The 22067-nt window shown below is 70.7% G+C and carries 16 protein-coding genes and 1 pseudogene; 11 read left to right on the top strand and 6 right to left on the bottom strand.

What is annotated here, in order from left to right; genetic code table 11:
- Positions 1-4: 4 nt before the first annotated feature.
- On the top strand, positions 5-1303 hold the full coding sequence (locus LQ51_RS17110; RefSeq protein ID WP_197087805.1) for a glycosyltransferase family 4 protein: 1299 nt from the start codon (positions 5-7) through the stop codon (positions 1301-1303).
- Between the two features lie 85 nt (positions 1304-1388).
- Here the strand turns inward: LQ51_RS17110 and wecB are convergent, their stop codons facing one another.
- Positions 1389-2501 (bottom strand): non-hydrolyzing UDP-N-acetylglucosamine 2-epimerase, encoded by a 1113-nt coding sequence (gene wecB, locus LQ51_RS17105; protein WP_255352239.1) that lies wholly within the window; start codon positions 2499-2501, stop codon positions 1389-1391.
- A 230-nt stretch (positions 2502-2731) separates the two neighbouring features.
- On the opposite strand from wecB, the gene LQ51_RS17100 reads away from it, so the two are divergent.
- The 4 genes from LQ51_RS17100 (at position 2732) to LQ51_RS33420 (ending at position 7519) form a co-directional block, all read left to right on the top strand.
- Positions 2732-3778, top strand: a complete 1047-nt coding sequence (locus LQ51_RS17100) for a polysaccharide biosynthesis protein (protein WP_156313132.1) — start codon at positions 2732-2734, stop codon at positions 3776-3778.
- Positions 3779-3818: 40 nt separating this feature from the next.
- A complete protein-coding gene (locus LQ51_RS17095; RefSeq protein WP_046566944.1) occupies positions 3819-4712 on the top strand; it encodes a dTDP-4-dehydrorhamnose reductase family protein in 894 nt (297 codons plus the stop codon).
- 42 nt (positions 4713-4754) lie between these two features.
- Positions 4755-6155, top strand: a complete 1401-nt coding sequence (locus LQ51_RS33425; RefSeq protein ID WP_046566943.1) for a hypothetical protein — start codon at positions 4755-4757, stop codon at positions 6153-6155.
- A 116-nt stretch (positions 6156-6271) separates the two neighbouring features.
- Positions 6272-7519 carry a lipopolysaccharide biosynthesis protein gene (locus LQ51_RS33420; protein WP_197087804.1) on the top strand — a complete coding sequence of 416 codons (1248 nt, stop codon included), beginning with the start codon at positions 6272-6274 and terminating at the stop codon, positions 7517-7519.
- 1 nt (position 7520) lies between these two features.
- On the opposite strand, the gene LQ51_RS17080 is transcribed toward LQ51_RS33420, so the two are convergent.
- From LQ51_RS17080 to LQ51_RS34575, 3 genes and pseudogenes are all read right to left on the bottom strand, one after another.
- Positions 7521-8900, bottom strand: a complete 1380-nt coding sequence (locus LQ51_RS17080) for a glycosyltransferase (RefSeq protein ID WP_082159491.1) — start codon at positions 8898-8900, stop codon at positions 7521-7523.
- A gap of 95 nt (positions 8901-8995) precedes the next feature.
- Positions 8996-9874, bottom strand: a complete 879-nt coding sequence (locus LQ51_RS17075; protein ID WP_082159490.1) for a D-glucuronyl C5-epimerase family protein — start codon at positions 9872-9874, stop codon at positions 8996-8998.
- A pseudogene (locus LQ51_RS34575) lies at positions 9864-10202 on the bottom strand (D-glucuronyl C5-epimerase family protein); the annotation flags it as partial. The gene LQ51_RS17075 and the pseudogene LQ51_RS34575, both read right to left, overlap by 11 nt.
- A gap of 589 nt (positions 10203-10791) precedes the next feature.
- On the opposite strand from LQ51_RS34575, the gene LQ51_RS17070 reads away from it, so the two are divergent.
- Positions 10792-11721 carry an NAD(+)/NADH kinase gene (locus LQ51_RS17070; protein WP_046566940.1) on the top strand — a complete coding sequence of 310 codons (930 nt, stop codon included), beginning with the start codon at positions 10792-10794 and terminating at the stop codon, positions 11719-11721.
- A 156-nt stretch (positions 11722-11877) separates the two neighbouring features.
- On the opposite strand, the gene pgm is transcribed toward LQ51_RS17070, so the two are convergent.
- Positions 11878-13521, bottom strand: coding sequence for a phosphoglucomutase (alpha-D-glucose-1,6-bisphosphate-dependent) (gene pgm, locus LQ51_RS17065; protein WP_046566939.1), 1644 nt, complete (start codon positions 13519-13521; stop codon positions 11878-11880).
- A 31-nt stretch (positions 13522-13552) separates the two neighbouring features.
- Complete coding sequence (gene glgC / locus LQ51_RS17060; protein WP_046566937.1) at positions 13553-14785, bottom strand: glucose-1-phosphate adenylyltransferase; 1233 nt, start codon at positions 14783-14785, stop codon at positions 13553-13555.
- A 95-nt stretch (positions 14786-14880) separates the two neighbouring features.
- Between glgC and glgA the strand changes: the two genes are divergently transcribed.
- From glgA to glgB, 5 genes are all read left to right on the top strand, one after another.
- The gene (gene glgA, locus LQ51_RS17055) at positions 14881-16089 is read left to right on the top strand and encodes a glycogen synthase (RefSeq protein WP_046566993.1); all 1209 of its coding nucleotides are present in this window, start codon (positions 14881-14883) and stop codon (positions 16087-16089) included.
- 60 nt (positions 16090-16149) lie between these two features.
- On the top strand, positions 16150-16704 hold the full coding sequence (locus tag LQ51_RS17050; RefSeq protein ID WP_231605782.1) for a Uma2 family endonuclease: 555 nt from the start codon (positions 16150-16152) through the stop codon (positions 16702-16704).
- Between the two features lie 84 nt (positions 16705-16788).
- Positions 16789-17517: a class I SAM-dependent methyltransferase gene (locus tag LQ51_RS17045; RefSeq protein ID WP_046566933.1), complete on the top strand. Its 729-nt coding sequence runs from the start codon at positions 16789-16791 to the stop codon at positions 17515-17517.
- A gap of 70 nt (positions 17518-17587) precedes the next feature.
- Positions 17588-19684 carry an alpha-1,4-glucan--maltose-1-phosphate maltosyltransferase gene (locus tag LQ51_RS17040; protein WP_046566931.1) on the top strand — a complete coding sequence of 699 codons (2097 nt, stop codon included), beginning with the start codon at positions 17588-17590 and terminating at the stop codon, positions 19682-19684.
- Entirely contained in the window at positions 19672-21774 is a 2103-nt protein-coding gene (gene glgB, locus LQ51_RS17035) for a 1,4-alpha-glucan branching protein GlgB (RefSeq protein ID WP_046566930.1), read from the top strand. Before LQ51_RS17040 ends, glgB begins: the two co-directional genes overlap by 13 nt.
- The last annotated feature ends 293 nt before the right edge of the window (positions 21775-22067 follow it).

Raw genomic sequence — 22067 nt, 5'->3', positions numbered from 1 at the left:
GTTCATGGATGACAAAGCCGGAAAGCAGCTGTCAGCGGATGCGGCGACGCCTCGGGTCGCGTTCATCAGCCAGTGGTTCCCACCGGAGCCGGCACCCATCGCCCTCGGGATCACTCGCTCCCTGCGGGCCCGCGGCCTCGATGTCGAGGTCCTGACCGGCATTCCCAACTATCCGGCCGGCCGCGTCTATGACCGGTACTCGGCGGCGCGCCGGACGGTGGAGGTGAGCGACGGGCTGCGGGTGGTGCGCACTCCGCTCTATCCCAGCCACGATCGCCGCGCGCTGGGGCGGGCCGCCAACTACCTCAGTTGGGCCGGCAGTTCGGCAGTCCTGGGAGCGTCCGTGTTGCGCGCGGCGGACGTGTCGCTCGTGTACGCCTCCCCGATCACGGCGGCAGTGCCCGCGATCACTGCCCGGCTACGCCGACGCACACCGTATGTGCTGATGGTGATGGATCTGTGGCCGGACTCCGTCTTCGCGACCGGCTTCCTGACGAAGGGCGCCCCCCGCCGGGTCGCCGAGGCCGCCCTGACGTCGTTCACCGAGCGGGCTTACCGCTGGGCCGACCACATCACGGTCCCGTCCCCCGGTCTCCGGGAAACGATCATCCGCCGCGGGGTACGGCCCGACAAGGTCTCCGTCGTCTACAACTGGACCGACGAGAAGGTGATGCAGCCCGCCGACCCGGATCTCCGCTTCCGGGCACGACTCGGGTTGGCGCCGGAGGACTTCGTCCTGATGTACGCCGGCAACCAGGGGCCGGCTCAACGCCTCGATGCCGTGATCGATGCCATGGCGCGCCTGGTTGACCTGCCGGACGTGCACCTGGTGCTCATCGGCGACGGCCTGGAAAAGCGGGACCTCCGCGCTCAGGCGGATCAGCTGGGACTCCGGAGCGTGCACTTCCTCGACGCGGTTGAGCCCGAGTCCCTTCCCGCCATCATGGCCACGGCGGACCTGCACCTCGTGTCCCTCGCGGACGAGCCGCTGTTCCACATCACCCTGCCGAGCAAGGTCCAGGCGCTTCTCGCCTGCGGTCTACCGCTGTTGGTGTGCGCTCCGGGTGACGCCGCGCGGATCGTGACCGACGCCGGGGCCGGGTTCGCCGCACCGCCGGAGGACCCGGTGGGGCTGTCGGAGGCGATCCGGCGCGCCCGGGCCACGCCTCGCGTCCGGCTGCGCGCGATGGGACGGTGCGGCCGCGCGCACTACCGCACCCACATGAGCGAGGATGTCAACGCTCAGGTGCTGACGGACGTCCTGACGGCGGCGGCCCGGCACCGCCGGCGTCCCGTCCGGTGAGTGCGCCCCGGTCAGGTGGTTCAGCCGCCGACGCGGCCCGACCGGCGCCGGCGGGGGCCGGGTACCCGACCCCCGCAACGGCCGCTCAGCGCCGAATCCCCGCCCAGTCGTGGTGTCGCCGAACGGTCGAGAGGATGAAGTTGACCACCAGGCGAGAGGTGTCCCGGACCTGGTAGTCCAGCGGACACGGGACACCGTTCGCAGCGGCCTCGTCGACCACCACCCGGATCGCCTCGACCACCCCGGACGGCTCCAGACCGGTCATGATGATGGCCCCGGTGTCCAGCGCCTCCGGTCGCTCCATGGAATCCCGCAGCGTCACCGCGGGGAAGCCCAGGATGGCCGCCTCCTCGCTGATGGTGCCGCTGTCGGAGAGCACGCACCGCGCCTGGGTCTGCAGCCGCACGTAGTCGAACAGACCGAACGGCTCGTGAAAGGTGATGCCATCGAGATCGATGGCCGCGTCGGCGAGCGACTCCAGGCGTTTGCGGGTACGTGGATGCGTGGAGACCAGCACGGGCAGCGACCATTCCCGCCGGACGGCGCGCAGACAGTCGAGAAGACGGCGCAGCCGGGTCGGCTCGTCCACGTTCTCCTCGCGGTGGGCGCTCACCAGGAAGTACTCACCCGGATCGAGGTGGAGGTGGTCGAGGACCGGCGAGGCGTCGATCTGCGGCCGGTAGTGCTCCAGCACCTCCCGCATCGGTGAACCGGTGTGCAGGATCCGGCGCGGGTGCAGGCCCTCGGCCAGCAGGTTGCGCCGGGCATGCTCGGTATAGACCAGGTTGAAGTCGGCGACATGGTCCACCAGCCGGCGGTTGGTCTCCTCCGGCACGTTCAGATCGAAACAACGGTTTCCGGCTTCCATGTGGTAGACGGGCACCCGCATCCGCCGGGCGATCACCGCCGCGATGGCGCTGTTGGTGTCCCCGAGCACCAGCAGCGCGTCGGGCCGTACGTCGCGAATGGTTTCCTCCACACCGATCAGCACGCCACCGAGCACCCGACCCAACGAAGACGTGTCGACCTTCAGGAAGCGGTCCGGTTCACGCATTCGCAGTTCGGCGAAGAAGACATCGGAAAGGGATCGGTCCCAGTTCTGGCCGGTGTGCACGAGGACGTGTTCGACCGTCCGGTCGAGCCTGTCCGTCACCCGGGACAGCCTAATGATCTCCGGCCTCGTCCCCACCACCGTCATAACCCGTGTCATCGCTCCACCCTCCGAATGTCAGGTCTCCGCAGCGGTCGGCGTAAGACCTGTGCCTCAACGATCCGAGCCGGTCCCCGGTCACGCCACCGTCACCATCTGCCCAACATCTTCCAGAATCCGCAATTGCCGTCCGTCAACGCCCATGGGGTTGTACTGTCCGGTGGGCACGAGAATCGACAACTCCCCCGCAAGGCGATCCGGGGAGAACAGGGGAAAATGTGGAATCCTCACTATTGGACCGGCGTTTTCTGATCACCGGCGGCACTGGATCATTTGGTCAGACGATGGTCTGCCGGCTGCTCGAGGCCGGCGCTCGTGAGGTGCGCGTTCTCAGCCGCGACGAGTCCAAGCAGGACATCATGCGGCACCGGATCCGCGATGACCGGGTGCGCTACTACGTGGGCGACGTCCGGGATCTGGACAGCCTCGTCAAGGCGAGCCGCGGAGTGGAGTACGTATTTCACGCGGCCGCACTCAAGCAGGTGCCGTCCTGCGAGTTCTTCCCGCTCGAGGCAGTACGGACCAACGTGCTGGGAAGCGCCAACGTGGTGGACGCCTGCGAACGCAACGGTGTGGAGACACTGGTGCTGCTCAGTACGGACAAGGCGGTTTACCCGGTCAACGCGATGGGGATGACGAAGGCCCTCATGGAAAAGGTCGGCCAGGCCCACGCCCGCAACAATCCCTCCGCCCGCACCCGGGTCTGCTGCGTCCGCTATGGCAACGTCATGTACTCCCGGGGCTCGGTGATCCCCCTTTTCATCGACCAGATCCGAAACGGTGTCGCACCGACCGTGACGGATCCGACAATGACCCGGTTCCTCATGTCCCTCGGCCAGTCGGTCGAACTCGTCGAACATGCCTTTCAACATGGTCGACCGGGCGACATCTTCATCCGCAAGGCCGACGCCTGCACGATCGGCGATCTGGCCACCGCCCTGTGCAACCTGTTCGGCGTTCCCCCCAAGTTCGACATCCTCGGCGTCCGGCACGGCGAGAAGCTGTACGAGACACTGGCCAGTCGCGAGGATCTCGCTCGCGCCGAGGACTTCGGCGACTTCCTGCGGGTCCCGATCGACAGCCGCGACCTGAACTACGCCCTCTACTTCGACGAGGGGGATGTCGGCCGCGACCACATCGTCGACTACCACTCACACAACGCACGGCGGCTGGACGTACCGGAGATCATGTCCGTGCTCCTCACGCTGCCCGAGATCCGCGCCGAGCTCGAAGCCGCCCAGGCCGCGTCGGTGGTGCCCGCGTGAGGGTGTGGATCGCTGGCGCGAGCCGTGCCGAGGCGCGGCCATGACTCGACGTGTCCTTGTTCTCGGCGCCACCGGCATGCTCGGACACACTCTCCTGCGCGAGCTTCAGTGCTCGCCGGACCTGGACGTGCGCGGTACCGCCCGGTCACTCACCGGCCGGGCCGGCTGGTTCCCCGACGAGCTGGCCGCCCGGATCACCACCGGGGTCGAGGCACTCGACGTGCCACGGATCCGCCGTCTGCTCCGCGAGCAGCGGCCGGACGCGGTGGTCAACTGCATCGGGGTCATCAAGCAGCGGCCCGGCGTCGAGGATCCGGTGCCGACGATCGCCATCAACGCTCTCCTGCCGCATCAACTCGCCGAGGCCTGTGCGGAGGTCGGCGCCCGCCTGATCCAGGTCAGCACGGACTGCGTCTTCTCCGGTGACCGGGGTGGCTACACGGAAACGGACCTGCCGGACCCCACCGATCTCTACGGCCGATCGAAGCTGTTGGGCGAGACCACAGGTGAGGGCACCCTGACGCTACGCACGTCGATAGTCGGGCACGAGCTCGGCACCGCACGGTCACTGGTCGACTGGTTCCTCGGTCAGACGGCCGTGAAGGGGTACACCAAGGCGATCTACAGCGGCGTGACGACCGTGGAATTCGCCCGGCTCCTCCGCACGGTCATCCTGCCCGACCAGGCCCTGACCGGCTTGTTCCACGTCGCCGCCGCGCCCATCGCGAAGTACGACCTGCTACGGCTGGTCGCCGCGACGTACGGCTGGACCGGTGACATCACGCCCTTCGACGGCTTCGTCTGCGACCGGTCACTGTCCGCAGAGGCGCTGGCCCGCACCACCGGGTACCGTCCTCCGGCCTGGCCCGAAATGATCTCCAAACTCCACGCGGCACGCTCCCGATGGGCAGCCGGCCGGCCGTCAACCCGATGAGCCCTATTCGCGACCCTCACCGCAAGCGGAGCTGAGCGTTCGATGACCACCCTGTTCCTGCCTGTCCTGGCCCTGGCAGTGCTGCACTACGCGGTCGCCATCCGGCAGTACGGGATACTGACTCCAGACGGCTTGTTCGTGGTCTGTCAACTGCTGATGCTCTACGGCACGGTGCGTCTGGTCGACTTCGACTCACCGGTGGAGACGTTCTACGCGCAGCTGATGGCCGCCGCTGCCGCCCTCTACCTCCTCGCCAGCCTGACAACCTGCATCGCGATGCAGCACCGGCGACCGGACCGCTCGGGCAGGCCCAACTTCTCCAACTACTCGGTCTCCCTCGTGGCTCCGAGCGGTCCGATACTCGCGCTCGTCGCGCTCTCGATCGTGGTGACCGTCGGGTACTTCGCCGCCGTCGGCTACAGCGCCTTCCTGGTCGGCCTACAGGGTCAGCTTGGCGGGTCACCGGCCGACATCGCCACCCTTCGGCTGGAGTCGTACGCGGGCGACCGGTACCTCTTCCCCGGCTTCGTCAACCAGTTCAAGAACGCGATACTGCCCGCGCTGGCGGTCATTCTCACGGTGTGGTCGTTCGCGAAGGGCGGGTTCTTCGCCCGGGTGGGCTCGGTCCTCCTCCTGGCGCTGTCCGCGCTTGCCCTCATGGCCACCGCGCAGCGAGGCGCCATGGTGCTGTTTCTGACCACCGCCCTGGTCTACGCGTTTCTGCACCGTCGGCGGCACCTGTCCTGGGGCTTTGTCCTACCACTGCTGCTGGGACTGCCGCTCCTCGTGCTGTCGACGTACGTGCTGGCGCGGAGCCCGGACAGCGCCAGTTCCCCCTTGCAGGCGGCCGCGGAGGATCTGAGCAACCGATTCCTCCACGACAACCAGGCCTCCGGCCTCGCCGCGTTCAACTACACCTCCTCACTGCCGGTCAGCAACGGTGGCGACTGGCTTCAGGGCCTGCTCAGCGTGCTGCCGAGCCACCGGGGAAGCACCCTGAGTTCGGACGTCTTCTACACCCTCTACGGCTCGACCCGCGGCACCTCACCACCGTCGTTGTGGGGCTCGATCCACTACAACTTCGACACCCTGGGTCTGCTCTTCATGGCTGCCCTCTTCGGCGTGCTGTTTCAGGTACTCACCCAGCGATCCCTGCGCCGTGGTCACTACAACTCGCTTCAGCTGATCGGTTTCGCCGGCGTCACCGTCGTCCTCGGCACCTGGGTGGCCGGCGGCATCGAGACGCCGTTGAACATCGGTCTCGTCAGCTATCTCCTGCTCTGGTACTGGGGCGGTCGGATCGGCAACACCGGACGTCGCCGGGCCCTCCACCACGCCGGACCGGGCCGGCAGCCTCCGGTCCCCACGGTCGGGATGCGGCCAACCGGCGCACCACCCGGGCAGTCGGAGGGGTCGCCGCGACATCTCGTCGGGCGGCACTGACCTTGGTGCGGCTGGACACCCGCACGGCCGGCGACCACCCGGGACGGCACCGGCGGTGGCTGACCGGCAGCCGACGGGGTGTGCTCAGTATCGCGGCGGGAAGCGCCGGCGGCCAGGTGCTCCTCCTGCTCTCGGCACCGGTCCTCGCCCGGCTGTACAGCCCGGCGGATTTCGGGGTCTTCGCTGTGCTCGCCACGCTCGCCGCAGCCGTCGGTGCGGTTGCCGCCGGCCGATTTGAACTCGCGGTACCGCTCCCGGAACGCGATCGCGAGGCGCACGACCTGGTTGCCCTCGGTCTCGTGGTGGCACTGGGCACCGCACTCGCGGGTACGGTGCTGGTGGCGCTGGCCGGAGAGCGCATCGCGACGCTGTTCGACCAGCCGGCACTGGCGTCCTGGCTGTGGTTGGTGCCCTGGACAGCCGCGGCGATGGCGATCCTTCAGGTTTTGAACCAGCTGGCGATCCGGTACCGCCGCTACGCCGCGATCGGTCGGCGCAATCTGCTCCAGACCTGCGCGACCCTGCTCGCCCAGTTCGGTGCCGGTGCCGTCGGTCTCCGGGCCGGTGGACTGATGCTGGGGCTGGGCGCAGGCCAGGCCGTGGCAGCACTCAGCCTCCTGCCTGGCCTTCGTCGAAGGGTGGCCGGCGAGGAACGTGCGACGCCCCGACGACTGTGGCAGACAGCCGCCCGCCATCGCCGATTCCCGCTGCTGCTCGCCCCGTCCGGGCTGCTGAACGTGCTCGGCCTTCAGCTTCCCGTCCTGCTGTTCGCGTACTACTACGGGGCCGATGTGGCCGGCTGGTTCGGCTTCACCCAGCGGATGCTCGCCGCGCCCGCCGCGTTGCTCGGCCTGGCCGTCGCCCAGGTGTACCTGGCCGAGCTGTCGCGAGTTGCCCGTACCGACGCCGCCCGAGCCGTGGCGGTCTTTCTGCGGGCGAGCCGTCAACTCGCCATGGTTGCCGCCGTAGGCGGACTCGTCGTCGCGCTCAGCGCTCCGGCGGCCTTCGCGCTGGCGTTCGGCCCGAAGTGGGCAACCAGCGGTGCGTACGCCCGAGCGCTCGCGCTCTTCCTGGCAGCTCAGTTCGTCGGCTCGCCACTTTCCCAGTCCCTGGTGGTCTTCGGCCGGCACGGCCTCCAACTGACCTGGGACGCGGGACGGATGCTCCTGACCACGGCGGCGGTGGTCGTCCCCTCCCTCGTCGGCGCGCCGGCCCTGACCGCGGTGTGGGCCTTCGGCATCTCCGCCGCTGCCGCGTACGGGGCGTCCTGGGTGCTCTCGCTGCACATCTTGCGGCGCGCGACCCGGCTCCCACCGGAGTCGGTACCCGAAACGGTGGCGCCGGAGGTCGCGGAACAGCGGTAGGTCAGCAGTCCGGCACGTGCCCGGCCGCCACGTCGGCGAGCACCTCGAGGTACCGCTCCAACTGGTCCTCCCGATAGAGACCGTCAAGAGCGGAGGCGGGCAGCTCCGGGATCCGACCGGCGCGGTCCTTTTCGGCCAGCCACTCCCGCAGCTGCTCCGCGATCTGCCGGGGGTCGCTGAGGACGACACCGGCATGGCGCGACCGGATGATGCCCGCCACGATCCCCTCCGGGTGCCCGATCATCAGGATCGGACGACGTGCACGCAGGTAGTCGAAGAACTTCCCGGGCACCGTTCCGGCGTCACGGGGGTCGTTCCACATCACCAGGACCAGCACATCGGCCTCGGTCTGCACATGCCACGACTTCTCGGCCGACACCTCACCGAGGTTCGTCACCGAGTCGGCGACCCCGGCGCGATCCACGGCGGCCTGCGCCACACCGTTGTCCTCACCAGCGAAGACGACGTTGACGCGCCGGGCATCCGAGCCGAGCAGTGCCACCGCGTCCAGCAGCGGCGAGGGATCGCGCTTGCCGGGAACGAGCCGGCCCGTGTGCGCCAGCGTCAACGTCGAGGGTCCTGGAACGGGCCGCGATGCGGGCCGCTCCGCCGGGAGGTTCCTGGGCCGGTCGATGCCGTTCATCACGACCTTCGCGTCGACGTCGAACGTCGAACGCAGGATCTCGGCCAGCGGTTCGGAGATCGTCACGCAACACGCCGCGGAGCGCAGCAGCCAGCGCTCCATGCGACGGTCGAGAACGCGACGGATCCGGGACTGGCCGTACGGCCAGTAGTCGTTGCCGACTGTCCAGAGGTCCCGGTAGTCCGCCACCCAGGGCACGTTCAGGCGAGACGCCAGCCTGGCGGCGACCAGGTACGCCGACGCCGGTGGACCGGTCACCATGATCACATCGGGACGCCAGTTCTGCCGCCTCCGCATGAACTGCCGGGCAGCCGGAGCCACCCAGGTGACACACCCGTCCGGGATCATGACTTCGCGCCCGAGCGTGCCGAGGAGCGTCAGCGGCCGCCGCCGGCCCGTCCGGGCCGCTGCCTCTGCCCTGCGGATCGAACCGACGAGGGGAGTCGAGCGGGGCACCGGAGCGACGCGGAAGATGTGGCTCTCCGGGAGGCCGTCGGCGGCTGCCCGCAGATCCGCCGGGGTCGAGGTGAGCACGCGGACGTCCCAGCCCTGTCGGGCCGCGAACGCGGCCAGTTCGGCGGGGCGGCGGGCGCCGACCGACTCCGACGGCGGAAAGCCATAGGCAATGATCAGCAGTCGCGGTCGCATGTCATCGAACTCGTTTCTCTTCGAGCGCGGCGTCGGCCGGCGGGCACACCGGAGCGTCGGCGGCCGGGTAGCCACCCAGCCCGCCGCCATTCGGCTAACGAATCAGCTGATCTCGGGGTTATGTCCGGCTCGCACCGATCCGTGGCGACACCCGCTCCGGCCTACCGGTGCCGGCGTTGCTCAGCTCACGCCGGATTCAGGCCCTCCACCGCGGGTAGCCAGAGCCCTGCGTACGCGCCGGCGGTGATCCGGTAGCAGAGCCGCCCGTTGACCCAGGCCGTCGCATCGAAAGGAGCCGCAGACGCCCGGGGGAAGGTGTACGTCCGGCTCTCGGCGACCGTCCAGGCGGGACCGTACCGGTAGCCCGGGTAGGTACCGGGGCTGAACAGCAGCGTCCGTTGCGGCGCATAGGTGTGCAGGGCCACCGCACCGAGCAGCACCCGCGTTCCGGGTTCCTCGGCGACGAAGTATCCGGCCAGCGCACCGTTGTGGATCTGGTAGTACACGCCCCGGCCGCGTACCCGGATCCGCTGGTCGGCGTTCGCATTCGACTGGCGGGACAGGGTCAGCGGCTTCTGCTCGAGAATCGAACCCGTGGCGCTGAAGGTGTACCCGATGTGGGTGCCACCGGCGAAGACGACGGTGCCGGTGACCGCCGGGGGCGGATAGTCGTCCCGAAGCAGGTCGGCCAGACCCGCGAAGACCGCTGTCCGGGACATCTCGTACACCTTCAGCAGTTGCTGGATGTGCAAGGCGTGGTAGCCGATGTACGCGTTGGGGCAGCCGACCGCGTACCGGCTGACCCACTCCGGCATGCGCAGTGCCGTCGGCACGTAGTGGCGCAGGCTGGTGGCGGCACCGTCGAAGATCGCGACAGCCCGCGGGTCGGCGGTCAGCCGCCAGTAGTCGTACACGCCGTAGAGCGCGAAGATGTGGCCGTTCAGCACCCGTTCCCCGGTCACACCGGGCGTCACCGGGTACTCCTCCAGCCACAGGTACCCGGCGTCGTCGACCCAACTCGCCCACGGCAGCCCTGGTGCGGGGGGGAAGAAGCAGGCTGGCAAAGGTCAGATCTGCGGCCTCCCGCCACTTCTGGTCCCCCGTCACCTGGTGGAGCCGCACGAACAGGCTGAGCAGTTGGCCCTGCGACATCGCGCTGTACCACGGGGCCCGGATCACCGGCAGCTGTCCGCAAGCGGGAAGGTCGAACTCATAGGGATACCACCACGCACCGCGGGACTCGACCTTTCGATCCAGGTTCCGCTGCGCCTGCGCGACCGCCCGGTCGAGGTAGGACCGATCGTGATTGACCAGGTAGGTGCGCAGGTTGCTGAGCCCCCACTGCGCCTGCGCCACGGGGTGGTCATAGATCTCGTCGTTGTACCGGAACATCCGCACGCCCTGATCGTCGTGCAGCCCGGGGTCCACGCGCGGCGCCAGCGGAGTGTCCTGGTACGGAAGCGCGGCGTCCGGCATGGTCTGTGGGCGGACGCCGCTGCGGGCGTAGTCGGTCACGCTCGTGGCCGGCCTGTCGGTGCCCGCCACCGTGGCCGCGAACGCCGAGTCCACCGGCGTCGGCGCGGCCAACGCGAGCAGCAGCGCGGCCGGTAGGGCACCGGCCCTCGATCGCCATCTGGCTACGTAACTACCCACCTGCCAAAAATATGCACTAAAGGGCACCGGACCCTCCGATGGTCTGATATGCGACATTCCCGTTGTTCCCCCCGCGATCCGCAGGCCCGGATTGCGCCATCCCGTGCCAACCGCGCGACCCATAGGCCCGGATTGCGCTATCCCGTGGTCACCGTCTGACCGGTTCGCGCGGATTGCGCCGTCCCGTGGTCACCGCCTGAGCGGTTGGCGCGGATTGCGCCATCCCGTGGTCACCGCCCGGCGGCGGCGCATCGGGACAGGGCACGCCGGGGTGGCGGCAGCGACGCAAAGCCCGCCGGGGCGGCGGCGAATGTGGTGAGCTGGGCACATGGATCGGATCCGCCTCGGGCTGGTGCTGCACCCCACCCGGGACGTCTCCGAGGTGGTCGACATCATCGTGGACTGGGTGGCCCGGCACCGGATGAGCCTGGCGGTACGGGCCGAGGACCGGCACCGGGTGCCATCGACGGTGGAACCGCTCCCGGCCGAGGCGGTGGCGTCGTCCTGCGACGCGTTGATCAGCATCGGCGGGGACGGGACCATGCTGGGTGCGCTGCGGATGGCGGTGGCTGACCCGAAGCCGGTGCTCGGCGTGCACCTGGGCCGGCTCGGCTTCCTGGTGGAGGTCGAGCCGCCGGACCTGCCGGACGCGCTGAGCCGGCTTGCGGCGAAGGATTTCACCGTCGAGTCGCACGCCTGCCTGGCCTGCGACGTGTGCGGCGACGACGTGGTCGCCTTCAACGACATCGCGCTGCTCCGCCAGCCCGGCTCCGGGTTCGTCACGGCCACCCTCGCGGTGAACGGCCAGCGGTACGGCTACTACCGCTGCGACGCGCTGGTGGTGAGCACCCCGACCGGCTCGACCGCGTACAGCTACGCGGCGGGCGGGCCGCTCATCTCACCGGCGGCCGACGCGGTGGTGGTGACCCCGTCGGCGCCGATGGCCGGCATCTCCCGGTCGGTGGTGCTGGCCCCGGAGGAGGGCATCCGGCTGGACCTCCAGCCCCACTCGGCGGCCGTCGCCGTCGAGATGGACGGGCTGGTGATCAAGGAGGCGGCGCGGGAGGGGGCGGTGCAGATCCGCTACCGCCGCGACGCCGGCCGGGTGGTCCGCTTCGACCCGAAGCGCTACCAGGAGCGCAACCAGCTCAAGTTGAGCCTGCTGGACCTGCCGTTCCTTCCCGACCAGCTGCGCGAGCTTCTCCCGGAGGAGCTGCGCCGGGAGCGCGACCAGCGGGAGCTGGAACCGCCCTGCTGACCCCGCGGACACCCGGGGTCAGCGCGGGGAGCGCACACCGGAGACCAGCACCGGTCACACGCGGAAGCACGCCGAAGACCAACGCCGGTCACACGCGGAAGCACGCCGGAGACCAACGCCGGTCACAGGCGGAAGCCCGCCGGAGGCCGGCACCGGTCAGGCGCGGGAGAGTACGTCGGAGACCAGCGCCTTCGCCTCCTCCTGGATCCGGGCGAGGTGCTCCGGCCCGCGGAAGGACTCGGCGTAGATCTTGTAGACGTCCTCGGTGCCGGACGGCCGGGCGGCGAACCAGCCGGACTCGGTGGTCACCTTCAGCCCGCCGATCGCCGCGCCGTTGCCGGGGGCGGTGGTGAGCGTGGCGGTGATCGGCTCGCCGGCGAGCTCGGTGGCCGACACCTGATCGGGTGACAGCTTGGCGAGTACAGCCTTCTCCTCCCGGGTGGCCGGCGCGTCGATCCGGGCGTACGCGGGCGCGCCGAAGCGCTCGGCGAGGTCCGCGAAGTGTTCGCTCGGGGTCCGCCCGGTCACCCCGATGATCTCCGCGGCGAGCAGGCAGAGCAGGATGCCGTCCTTGTCGGTGGTCCAGGTGCCACCGTCGCGGCGCAGGAACGACGCGCCCGCGCTCTCCTCGCCGCCGAAGCCGACCGCCCCGTCGAGCAGGCCGGGGACGAACCACTTGAAGCCGACCGGCACCTCCAGCAGCGGGCGGCCCAGGTCGGCGGCGACCCGGTCGATCATCGAGGAGGAGACCAGCGTCTTGCCGACGGCGGCCGCCGGACCCCACTCCTGCCGGGTGCGGAAGAGGTGGCCGATCGCCACCGCCAGGTAGTGGTTCGGGTTCATCAGGCCGCCGTCGGGGGTGACGATGCCGTGCCGGTCGGCGTCGGCGTCGTTGCCGGTGGAGACCTGGTAGTCGGAGCGGGCGGCGATCAGCGACGCCATCGCGTTCGGCGACGAGCAGTCCATCCGGATCTTGCCGTCGCCGTCCAGCGTCATGAACCGCCAGGTCGGGTCGACGGTCGGATTGATCACGGTGAGGTCCAGCCGGTGCCGCTCGGCGATCTCCCCCCAGTACGCCACGCTGGCCCCGCCCAACGGGTCGGCGCCGATCCGGACCCCGGCGTCGCGGATCGCGGCGATGTCCAGTGCGGCGGGCAGGTCGTCGACGTACCGGCCGAGGAAGTCGTACCCGCCGGTGGTGTCGGCGGCGCGGGCCCGTGCGTACGGGATGCGCTTCACCTCCTTGAGCCCGGCGGCGAGGATGGCGTTCGCGCGGTCCTGGATCCAGCGGGTGACGTCGGTGTCGGCGGGCCCCCCGTGGGTGGGGTTGTACTTGAAGCCGCCGTCGTCCGGCGGGTTGTGCGACGGGGTGATCACGATCCCGTCGGCCAGGCCGCTGGTGCGCCCACGGTTGTGGGTCAGAATGGCGTGCGACAGCGCGGGGGTGGGGGTGTAGCCGTCGCGGCTGTCCCGCAGCACGGTGACGTCGTTGGCGGCGAGCACCTCCAGCGCGCTGGCCTCGGCGGGCGCGGAGAGCGCGTGGGTGTCCCGGGCCAGGAAGAGCGGACCGTCCAGGCCCTGTTCCCGGCGGTAGTCGCAGAGCGCCTGGGTGACCGCGAGGATGTGGTCCTCGTTGAAGGCGTTGCGCAGGCTCGACCCGCGGTGCCCGGACGTGCCGAAGGAGACCTGCTGCGCCGGGTCGGCCGGGTCCGGGTGCTCGGCGTAGTAGGCGGTGAGCAGCCGGGGCACGTCGACCAGGTCGGCGGGCTGGGCGGGCTGGCCGGCACGGGGGTGCGCCACGGTGGAAACCTCCTGAGCTGGTGCGGGTGGATCAGGGCTCGACGCGCTGGCCCTTGCCGATGACGACGATGCCGTTGTCGGAGACGGTGTAGCGCTGCCGGTCCTTCTCCAGGTCGACGCCGATCTCGGCGCCCTCCGGGACGTAGACGTTCTTGTCCAGGATGGCCCGGCGGACCACCGCGTGCCGGCCGATCTCGACACCCTCCATGAGCACCGCGCCGTCCACGTGCGCCCAGGAGTGGACCTTCACCTTGGGCGCGACGATCGAGTTCTCCACGAGCGAGCCGGAGATCACCGCGCCGGGCGAGACCATCGAGGCGACCGCCCGGCCGACCCGCTCCCCCCACTGGTGGACGAACTTGGCGGGTGGGAAGGGCGGCTGCTCGGTGTAGATCGGCCAGTCGAAGTTGTAGAGGTTGAAGACCGGGTGCACGTTGATCAGGTCCATGTGGGCGTCGTAGAAGGAGTCGAGGGTCCCCACGTCCCGCCAGTAGCCGCGGTCCCGGTCGGTGCTGCCGGGCACCTCGTTGTCCTTGAAGTCGTAGACGTTGGCCTCGCCCCGCTCGACCAGCATCGGGATGATGCTGCCGCCCATGTCGTGCTTGCTGCTCTTGTCCTCGGCGTCGCGCTCGACCGCCTCACAGAGCGCCTTCGTGCTGAACACGTAGTTGCCCATCGAGGCGTAGATCTGGTCCGGCGCGTCGGGCAGCCCGACCGCGTCGGTCGGCTTCTCCCGGAACGCGCGGATCCGGCGGCCGTCCTCGCCCACCTCGATCACCCCGAACTGGTCGGCCGTCGACAGCGGCTGGCGGATGCCGGCCACGGTCACCGCGGCGCCGGAGGCGATGTGGTCGTCGACCATCTGGCGCGGGTCCATCCGGTAGATGTGGTCGGCGCCGAAGACGATCACGTAGTCGGGCTGCTCGTCGTTGATCAGGTTGAAGCTCTGGTAGATCGCGTCGGCCGAGCCGGCGAACCACCACGGGCCGCGGCGTTGCTGGGCCGGCACCGGGGTGACGTAGTTGCCGAGCAGGGTCGACATCCGCCACGTCTTGGTGATGTGCCGGTCCAGCGAGTGGGACTTGTACTGGGTGAGCACGACGATCTTGAGGAAGCCGGCGTTCGCCAGGTTGGAGAGGACGAAGTCGACCATGCGGTACATCCCGCCGAAGGGGACGGCGGGCTTCGCCCGGTCCGTGGTGAGGGGCATCAGGCGCTTGCCCTCCCCGCCGGCCAGGACGATCGCGAGCACCTTGGCAGCCATGCCCAGACGCTATCCATCCGACCCCGACTTCACCACTCGTACGGGCACAGTTCCGCAGCCGGTGCGGGGTGGCGAACTGCACTAGGGTGCCGGTCATGACGTCTTCGGCACGGCTGCGCGTGGACCTGCTCACCCGGGAGTACCCACCGGAGGTCTACGGCGGCGCCGGGGTGCACGTCGAGTACCTGGCGCGCGAGCTGCGCCGGCTCGCCGAGGTGCGGGTGCACTGCTTCGGCGCGCCCCGCGCCGAGCCGGGCGTCACCGCGTACCCCGAGCCGGCCGCGCTGGCCGGCGCGAACGCCGCGCTGCGCACCATGGGCGTGGACCTGGAGATGGCCGCGGGGGCCGCCGGCACCGACGTGGTGCACAGCCACACCTGGTACGCCAACCTGGCCGGGCACACCGCGAAGCTGCTGCACGGGGTGCCGCACGTGGTGACCGCGCACAGCCTGGAGCCGCTGCGCCCGTGGAAGGCCGAGCAGCTCGGCGGCGGCTACGCCCTCTCATCCTGGTGCGAGCGGACCGCGTTCGAGGCCGCCGACGCGGTCATCGCGGTCAGCGCCGGGATGGCCCGCGACGTGCTGTCCGCGTACCCGGCGATCGACCCGGACCGGGTGCGGGTGGTCTACAACGGCATCGACACCGCGCAGTACGCCCCGGACCCGGGCACCGACGTGCTGGACCGGCTCGGCATCGACCCGGCCCGCCCGAGCGTGGTCTACGTGGGCCGGATCACCCGGCAGAAGGGCCTGCCGTACCTGCTGCGCGCGGCCCGCGAGCTGCCCGCCGACACCCAGCTCGTGCTGCTGGCCGGCGCCCCCGACACCCCGGAGATCGCCGCCGAGGTGGAGGGCCTGGTCGCCGAGTTGCGGGCGAACCGCTCCGGGGTGGTGTGGATCGCCGAGATGCTGCCCAAGCCCGAGGTGATCCAGGTGCTCGCCCACGCCACGATCTTCGTCTGCCCGTCGGTGTACGAGCCGATGGGCATCGTCAACCTGGAGGCGATGGCCTGCGAGACGGCCGTGGTGGCCACCGCCACCGGCGGCATCCCCGAGGTGGTCGCCGACGGCGAGACCGGCCTGCTGGTGCCGATCGAGCAGGCCGGCGACGGCTCCGGCACCCCGCTGGACCCGGCGCGATTCGTGACCGACCTGGCCGCGCGCATGAACGACCTGCTGGCCGACCCGAAGCGGACCGAGGAGTTCGGGCTCGCCGGCCGCCGCCGGGCGGTCGAGCACTTCTCCTGGGACACCATCGCGCAGCGCACGATGGACGTGTACCGGTCGGTGGGCGCGGCCGGCTGACCGCACTCCGACGCGTGTCCGTCCCGGCCGTCGACGTGCCGGGGCCGGTACGATGCGCGCATGAGCGCAGAGGCGGTTGGCAGGTCGATGCCGCCGATCGTGTCGCTCGACGACCTGGCCGCGATGATGGCCGCGGACGAGCACCATCGGTACGAGATCAGCCCTGAGGGAGTTCTCTCGATCATGCCGCCGCCGGGATACGCCCATGCGATCATCGCGACCCGGCTCATGGTCTGGCTCGCCCAGGGAGGCGTCCCGGCGGATCATGTCGCCCAGGCGGTCGGGCTGCGCATCCCCGGGCGGCACGGCGGTGTCGGTGGACGGATCCCCGACCTCGTGGTGTGGAGCAAGACGCAGGCCGACGGCGTGTGGCTGCCGCCCGGCGACGTCCTTCTCGTGGTCGAGATCGTCTCGCCCGGCTCCGAGGGCATCGACACGGTGACCAAGCGCGGCGAGTACGCCGCAGCGGGCATCCCGCGGTACTGGGTCGTGGAGCAGGACCAGGCCCAGACCGTCACGATGCACCGGCTGGACGGCGAGCACTACGGCGTACGGGCCACCATGCCGCTCGCCTGGGTCCTCAACACCACGCCGGCCGAGCACGACCTCGGCTGACCGGAACCGCGACGGGGCACCCCGAGGACCTTACGCCTCGGGCGCGATCAGGGTCAGTCCAGGAAGGTTGGGTACGGTCCCCGGATGCCTGATGCGATCTTCGCCCATCCGCGCCTCGCACCGGTCTACGACACCTTCGACGGGCACCGTGACGACCTGGCCGCCTACCTGGCGATCGCCGGTGAGTTCCGCGCGAACACGGTGCTTGACGTGGGCTGCGGGACCGGATCCCTGGCGATTCTGCTCGCGCAGAACGGTCACCCGGTCGTGGGCGTCGACCCGGCCGAGGCGTCACTCGAGGTCGCGAGGTCGAAAGATCAGGCGGGCCGGGTCCGCTGGGTCCACGGCGACGTCACGGCGCTGCCAGCGCTCGCCGTCGACCTGGCCACGATGACCGGGAACGTGGCCCAGGTCTTCCTCACCGACACCGACTGGGCGCATGCCCTCCAGAGCATCCGCGCCGCGCTCCGCCCGGGCGGTCACCTCGTCTTCGAGACCAGGCGCCCCGAGCGTCGCGCCTGGGAGGAGTGGGCGGCGGAGGCGGGTCCGGTCACCCGCGACGTGCCGGGCGTCGGGCCGGTGGAGCAGCGTCTTGAGGTCACCGCGATCAACCTGCCGCTGGTCTCTTTCCGGCACACGTACCGGTTCCTGGCCGACGGCGCGGTGCTCACGTCGGACTCCACCCTCCGGTTCCGTGACCGCGACGAGGTCGAGGTGAGCCTGGCCGCCGCCGGTTACCGGACGGTCGACGTGCGGGAGGCGCCCGACCGGCCCGGGCGGGAGTTCGTGTTCATCGCGCGCCGGGCGTGCTGACGGAGGTCCGGTGGGGTGCATCCGGGGTCGCACCCGAGCGCGAGAGGATCTCGCGCAGTAGGTTGAACCGGTGACTGGACGGTTCCCGATCGAAGACGTCTCTCCTGTCGTCGCCTGCGGTCGCTACCCGGCCAAGGCGGTGGTCGGCGAGCCGGTGCCCGTGTCGGCCCGCGCCTACCGCGAGGGGCACGACGCGCTCGGCTGCAACGTGGTCTGGCTCGGACCGGACGGCGCGGCCCGCCCGTTCACCCGGATGCGCCCCGGCGAGCCCGGCCAGGACCGCTGGCACGCCACCATCCGCCCGGACGCCGTCGGGACGTGGCGGTTCGCCGTGGAGGCGTTCCAGGACCCGTACCTGACCTGGCAGAACGCGGTCACCAAGAAGGTCGCCGCCGGCCAGGGCCCGGCCGAGCTGGCCAACGACCTGGCCGAGGGGGGCCGGGTGCTGACGGCGGCCCTCGACCTCGTCGAGCCGGCCGACCGGGAGCGGATCCGGGCGGCGCTGGTGGCGCTGGGCGACACCGACCTCGACCTGCCCCGCCGGGTCGGCCCCGCGCTCGACCTGGCCGCGCTGCTCTGGGAGCACCCGGTCCGCGAACTGGTCACCACCGGCGACGAGCACCAGCTCTGGGTGGACCGCCCCCGGGCGCTCTTCTCCGCCTGGTACGAGTTCTTCCCCCGCTCCGAGGGCGCGATCCCGGCCACCGTGGACGCGCCCGCCCGGTCCGGCACCTTCGCCACCGCGATGGAGCGCCTTCCCGGCGTCGCGGCGATGGGCTTCGACGTGCTCTACCTGCCGCCGATCCACCCCATCGGGCGGGTCAACCGCAAGGGCCGCAACAACGCCCTCACCGCCGGGCCGGACGACGTCGGCTCGCCGTGGGCGATCGGCGCCGCCGAGGGCGGCCACGACGCCATCCACCCCGAGCTGGGTACGCCGGAGGACTTCCGCGACTTCGTCGCCGCCGCCGCCGAGCAGGGCCTTGAGGTGGCGATGGACCTGGCGTTGCAGTGCGCCCCCGACCACCCGTGGGTGACCGCGCATCCGGAGTGGTTCACCACCCGGGCCGACGGCAGCATCGCGTACGCGGAGAACCCGCCGAAGAAGTACCAGGACATCTACCCGCTGAACTTCGACAACGACCCCGAGGGCATCCGGGCGGAGATCCTGCGGGTGGTGCTGCACTGGGTCGGCGAGGGCATCAAGATCTTCCGGGTCGACAACCCGCACACCAAGCCGTTCGACTTCTGGCACTGGCTGATCGGGGAGGTCAAGAAGGTCGACCCGGACGTGCTCTTCTTGGCCGAGGCGTTCACCCGCCCGGCGATCATGCACGGGCTCGGCAAGATCGGCTTCACCCAGTCGTACACCTATTTCACCTGGCGCACGACGGCGGCCGAGATGCGGGAGTACTGCGCGGAGCTGGTCGCGGCGGCCGACCACATGCGGCCCAACTTCTGGCCCAACACCCCGGACATCCTGCACGAGTCGTTGCAGCACGGCGGCCCGCCGATGTTCAAGATCCGGGCGGTGCTGGCCGCGCTGCTCTCCCCTTCCTGGGGCATGTACGCCGGCTACGAGCTGTTCGAGCACGTCGCCCGGCCGGGCGCCGAGGAGTATCTGGACAACGAGAAGTACGAGCTGCGCCCCCGCGACTGGGCCGGGGCGCAGGAGCAGGGCCGCTCCCTCGCCCCGTTCATCACCACCCTGAACCGGGTCCGCCGCGACAACCCCGCCCTGCACCGGCTGCGCAACCTGCACTTCCACGAGATCGACAACCCGGCGCTGCTCTGCTGGTCCAAACACGACCCGGACACCGGCAACACGGTCATCGTGGTCTGCTCGTTCGACTCGCGCGCCGTGCAGTGGGGCAACACCACGCTGGACATGCCGGCCCTCGGCTTCGACTGGCACGAGCGGTTCACCGTGCACGACGAGCTGACCGGGACCGGCTACGACTGGGGTCAGCGCAACGCCGTCCGGCTCGACCCCTACCTGCAACCCGCGCACGTGCTCACCGTGCGGCGGCCGACCCCACCCGCCGTCGCCGAGGCGCCGCCCCCGGCCGCGCCCGACCTGACCGTCGAAGACGTACCCGCCGACCTCTCCGGCGGCACCGCACCGACCGCACCGGCCGCGAAGGACGACGCACGATGGACCAGCTGATCGCCGGCGAGGCGCACGACCCGCACGCGGTGCTCGGCGCGCACCCCGCCGACGGGCACACCACCATCCGGACCCTGCGCCGGGGCGCGGCCGACGTGGCCGTGCTGGTCGACGGCGACCGGCACCCGATGAAGCGGGTGCACGACATCGGCATCTTCGAGGCCGCCCTGCCCGGCGAGGTGCTCGACTACCGGATCGAGGTCGACGGCGCCCCGCACGACGACCCCTACCGCTACCCGCCCACCCTGGGCGAGCTGGACCTGCACCTGATCGGCGAGGGCCGGCACGAGCGGCTCTGGGAGGCGCTCGGCGCCCGGGTCTTCGACGAGGGCGTGGCGTTCAGCGTCTGGGCGCCCAACGCCCGCGGCGTGCGCGTGGTCGGTGACTTCACCGGCTGGGGGCCCGACGACGGCTGGCCGATGCGCTCGCTCGGCTCCAGCGGGGTGTGGGAGATCTTCGTGCCGGGCGCGTCGGTCGGCAGCCGGTACAAGTACCGGGTCCTCGGCGCCGACGGGCACTGGCGGGACAAGGCCGACCCGCTCGCCACCCGGACCGAGCTGCCGCCGGCCACCGCGTCGGTGGTGCACCATTCGGCGTACGAGTGGCACGACGGCGACTGGCTCGCGCGGCGGGCCGGCCGCCAGGCGCACCAGGAGCCGATGAGCGTGTACGAGGTGCACCTCGGCTCCTGGCGGCCCGGCCTCGGCTACCGGGACCTCGCCGAGCAGCTCACCGCGTACGTCACCGAGCTGGGCTTCACCCACGTGGAGTTCCTGCCGGTGATGGAGCACCCGTTCGGCGGCTCCTGGGGCTACCAGGTCACCGGCTACTACGCCCCGACCGCGCGGTTCGGCGACCCCGACGACTTCCGCTATCTGGTCGACCGGCTGCACTCCGCCGGCATCGGGGTGCTCCTGGACTGGGTGCCGGCGCACTTCCCCAAGGACGAGTGGGCCCTCGCCCGCTTCGACGGCACCCCCCTCTACGAGCACCCCGACCCGCGCCGCGGCGAGCACCCCGACTGGGGCACCTACGTCTTCGACTTCGGCCGTCGGGAGGTGCGCAACTTCCTGGTCGCCAACGCGCTCTACTGGCTCGACCAGTTCCACATCGACGGGCTGCGGGTGGACGCGGTCGCCTCGATGCTCTACCTGGACTACTCCCGCCAGGAGGGGCAGTGGGCGCCCAACGTGCACGGCGGCCGGGAGAACCTGGAGGCCATCGCGCTGCTCCAGGAGGTCAACGCCACCGTCTACCGGCACCACCCGGGCGTGGTCATGGTGGCCGAGGAGTCCACCGCCTGGCCGGGCGTGACCAAGCCGACCAGCTCCGGCGGGCTCGGCTTCGGCTTCAAGTGGAACATGGGCTGGATGCACGACACCCTGCTCTACACCTCGAAGGACCCGATCTACCGGCAGCACCACCACCACCAGCTCACCTTCTCCCTGGCGTACGCCTGGAGCGAGAACTACGTGCTGCCGATCAGCCACGACGAGGTGGTGCACGGCAAGGGCTCCCTGGCAGGCAAGATGCCCGGCGACACCTGGCAGCGGCTGGCCACCGTGCGGGCGCTGCTCGCGTACATGTGGGCGCACCCCGGCAAGCAGCTGCTCTTCATGGGCTGCGAGCTGGCCGACGACCGGGAGTGGAGCGAAGAGCGCGGCCTCGACTGGTACCTGGTGCACGACCCGGCCCGGGCCGGGGTGCAACGCCTGGTCGGCGACCTGAACCGGATCTACCGGGCCACCCCGGCGCTCTGGGCGCAGGACACCGAGCCGGCCGGTTTCCGCTGGATCGCCGGCGACGACGTCGCCAACAACACCGTCTCGTTCATCCGGATCGCCCCGGACGGCGCGACCCTGGTCTGCGTGGCGAACTTCTCCGCCCTCCCGCTGGAGGGCTACCGGGTCGGCCTGCCGGCCGGCGGCACCTGGACCGAGCTGCTCAACACCGACGCCCACCACTACGGCGGCTCCGGGGTGGGCAACCTCGGCGCGGTACACGCCGAGGACGTCCCCTGGCACGGCATGCCGGCGTCGGCGGCGTTGCGGGTGCCGCCGCTCGGCGTGCTCTGGCTCCGCCGCGACTGACGCCACACCGACGGACCCGGCCGCACACCCCTTTCCGCCGCGCACCGCGCACGGCCGCACACCGCACCTCGGCTCGTGCCGCGCGCCGCACCCCCGCCGTGCGCCGCACCCCGCCATGCGCCGCACCCCGCCGCGCGCCGCACCCCGCCGCTCGCCGCACCCCGGCGTGGCCCGGGCCAGGCGGAGGTAGGACTTCTAGCCGATATGCCGCTGAGTCATATTCATGCCTCAGCGGCATATCGCTCTCACCTGTCCTGCCCAGCGACCGGCGCTACCCTCCGTCACAGACCCCG

It is taken from the genome of Micromonospora sp. HK10 (assembly GCF_000982955.1).
Lineage (GTDB): Bacteria > Actinomycetota > Actinomycetes > Mycobacteriales > Micromonosporaceae > Micromonospora.
The sequence above is the reverse complement of the archived record's forward strand: the minus strand, read 5'-3'. Positions and strand labels throughout refer to the sequence as shown.

Excerpts from the sequence above, each read along its gene's own strand:
- LQ51_RS17110 (WP_197087805.1), top strand. The coding sequence starts at position 5 with ATGGATGACAAAGCCGGAAAGCAGCTGTCAGCGGATGCGGCGACGCCT.
- wecB (WP_255352239.1), bottom strand. The coding sequence starts at position 2,501 with ATGACGGTGGTGGGGACGAGGCCGGAGATCATTAGGCTGTCCCGGGTG.
- LQ51_RS17095 (WP_046566944.1), top strand. The coding sequence starts at position 3,819 with ATGACTCGACGTGTCCTTGTTCTCGGCGCCACCGGCATGCTCGGACAC.
- LQ51_RS33425 (WP_046566943.1), top strand. The coding sequence starts at position 4,755 with ATGACCACCCTGTTCCTGCCTGTCCTGGCCCTGGCAGTGCTGCACTAC.
- LQ51_RS17080 (WP_082159491.1), bottom strand. The coding sequence starts at position 8,900 with ATGGCGGCGGGCTGGGTGGCTACCCGGCCGCCGACGCTCCGGTGTGCC.
- LQ51_RS17070 (WP_046566940.1), top strand. The coding sequence starts at position 10,792 with ATGGATCGGATCCGCCTCGGGCTGGTGCTGCACCCCACCCGGGACGTC.
- glgC (WP_046566937.1), bottom strand. The coding sequence starts at position 14,785 with ATGGCTGCCAAGGTGCTCGCGATCGTCCTGGCCGGCGGGGAGGGCAAG.
- glgA (WP_046566993.1), top strand. The coding sequence starts at position 14,881 with ATGACGTCTTCGGCACGGCTGCGCGTGGACCTGCTCACCCGGGAGTAC.
- LQ51_RS17050 (WP_231605782.1), top strand. The coding sequence starts at position 16,150 with ATGAGCGCAGAGGCGGTTGGCAGGTCGATGCCGCCGATCGTGTCGCTC.
- LQ51_RS17045 (WP_046566933.1), top strand. The coding sequence starts at position 16,789 with ATGCCTGATGCGATCTTCGCCCATCCGCGCCTCGCACCGGTCTACGAC.
- glgB (WP_046566930.1), top strand. The coding sequence starts at position 19,672 with ATGGACCAGCTGATCGCCGGCGAGGCGCACGACCCGCACGCGGTGCTC.